The organism is Legionella septentrionalis (assembly GCF_003989745.1).
In the GTDB taxonomy this organism is placed as follows: Bacteria; Pseudomonadota; Gammaproteobacteria; order Legionellales; family Legionellaceae; genus Legionella_A; species Legionella_A septentrionalis.
This window is the reverse complement of the sequence record NZ_RZGS01000074.1, coordinates 1-2,139: the sequence shown is the minus strand read 5'-3', so window position 1 is coordinate 2,139 and position 2,139 is coordinate 1. Positions and strand designations below refer to the sequence as shown.

Below are 2,139 nucleotides of genomic sequence, written 5' to 3'. Positions count from 1 at the left end.
TTCAGTATTTTAACAATCTGTGTTTCTGTAAAACGCGATTTCTTCATCGATGTTCTCCTCATACATAGTTTACGACGGAGAACTCTAATCAGGAATACACCTATTTTACGGGATGGTTACAGATCGATAAACATTCTGCTGGATTCTACTTTATCGTTTTTAAAATATATTATATAGCGTCTTGAGCCATCAGATGAAAATATATAAGTTTTACCTGTTTCATATTGATTCCCCCATCCTTCTTTTAAAATTGGAGCGCCGCATTGGGATATGACAAAATCAACTGAATCACCGCGCTCAATCAATTGTCCCTTGCAACGCATCCTGTCAAATCCGTATTCGCCTAATGAAAATGGTGAAAACAGGATTAAGCATATGAAGATCATCTTTTTCATAGCAACGCTCCTTTGCCTATCATTTAAAATTGTAGACAAAAATGCGCTAAAAGAGAGCTTCTTTTCAAATTGACATCACCCCTTTCCAAGAGCGAATTATAGATATTGTTGCGGGAAAGAATTATCATTACTCCGCAAGGATTAGGGAATAATAACGACAAGGAGCGTCCGACTAAATTGGAGTAGGTTTTACAATGAGTTATATAAAATCTTTTGCAGGGATTGCTCTGCTATCTTTTTCATTTTCAACATATGCTGGCGTCTGGGCTCCAACCGCTCATAGTCGAGCAAATTGCGCTGGCTTCAATGAGTCTATTACTTGGCACGCAGGACATTCTTACTATTGGAGAGTTGAAAGTCATCATTATCCTAGTGGTTGGTCGCGACCTGTTCATATTCTTAATACAGGAACTCAATATACGTGGAGAGCTGCTGCTTATCATGCCACTGAAGCTTATTCCAGCCGAGGTGATAAATGGTGGGTCAACGGCTACCACTTCTACTACCCTAATGGCAAAGAACGTTTGGATGTAATGACCAGTGTAGGGGATTGTAGTATTTATGATGGTTGGTGGGATTAAATTAAGTAATAAGGAAAATTATGAAGAAAGCTGTGTCATTAATATTTGCTTTAGGGGCCAGTATAGTATTTGCGGATCAAGCTGAAGATGATTTGAACGCTAAACGCATGGCGTGGTCAAAAGCTTACTTAGAGAAACAAGGGTTACCAACACCTGATGGCGGAGTAACAATAGTACCCGAAAAGCAAATGTCTAGCTATGATGAAAAAAAGGAAGAGCGTCTTAAATTCAAAAAAGATATTCAAAAGTTCGGTTATATTAAATCAGATAACCCTTCAACTAATCAGCTTTTAACGCTTTCAATTACTGCAAAGCGTGATTTGAAGGGGCATGGCAATGATAGCGATCCTGAGAGTACTCATCTTAAGAGAAGTATCCACGATTTAAAAATGGCATATACACCAACTCAGGTTCCCTCTTCCGTTGCTGATACATATATTGGAGCAGCACCTTATCTAACCTATTTGCAAGCTCAGGGATGGGTTGGCGCTATACAATTCTTCAGAAATAATGCAGTAGGTAATTGCTCTTTTAGTGAAAACAATGTGAAGTTAAGCCATGGGGCAATTGTTATTGCACAAGAAGACGTTCGTAGTGATGTAAACGGTAAAACTACAACCATTGAGGTTATGGGAACTCCAAATGCTGGTTTTACTTATACTGTAGAATGGTTCGATGATGCATTTTTTAGAAAAGTAGAATGCGCCAATAAAAAATATTCTGCTGATTTAACTAATTCAGTTATCAAAATTGCCCAAGCGATTGATAGTAATTAGAAATTAATCAATGTTATGAAATTTTGATAAAGCCTATTTCTCGTATCTCCATGGATTGTTGAGATACGAGTGATTATATGAATTATTGTAAATTTTTTCTTTTTAAAGCTCTAATCATAGTGGCATGGATTTCCAAAGAATCATTACACTTAATACCAACCCTTATAATGGACTCTAAGGATTGGTATATCCCGTATTTATTTTGTGAAAGATAACGTACCTTAACCATCTCAAATGGGTGCTATGGGAAATAGACTCGCGGAGGAAGCCTAGAGTTTCCAAGCCTGCAAAAACTCCCGTGTATGTTGCAATACAAAAAGCTTTCCATATAGACTGTGTCCTTGAGAGATTGGAGAGCTGCCAAGGATTGATTTGCTATATAAGCTG

General features: G+C 37.6%; 3 protein-coding genes. 2 read left to right on the top strand and 1 reads right to left on the bottom strand.

Annotated features, from left to right (window positions below; all coding sequences use genetic code 11):
• Positions 1-116 precede the first annotated feature (116 nt).
• Positions 117-395 (bottom strand): DUF2845 domain-containing protein, encoded by a 279-nt coding sequence (locus tag ELY11_RS12255; protein WP_127033888.1) that lies wholly within the window; start codon positions 393-395, stop codon positions 117-119.
• 194 nt (positions 396-589) lie between these two features.
• Here ELY11_RS12255 and ELY11_RS12250 point away from each other — a divergent pair, with 194 nt between their 5' ends.
• Positions 590-976, top strand: a complete 387-nt coding sequence (locus ELY11_RS12250; protein WP_126954205.1) for a hypothetical protein — start codon at positions 590-592, stop codon at positions 974-976.
• 20 nt (positions 977-996) lie between these two features.
• Positions 997-1,752, top strand: coding sequence for a hypothetical protein (locus ELY11_RS12245; RefSeq protein WP_126954206.1), 756 nt, complete (start codon positions 997-999; stop codon positions 1,750-1,752).
• Positions 1,753-2,139 lie beyond the last annotated feature (387 nt).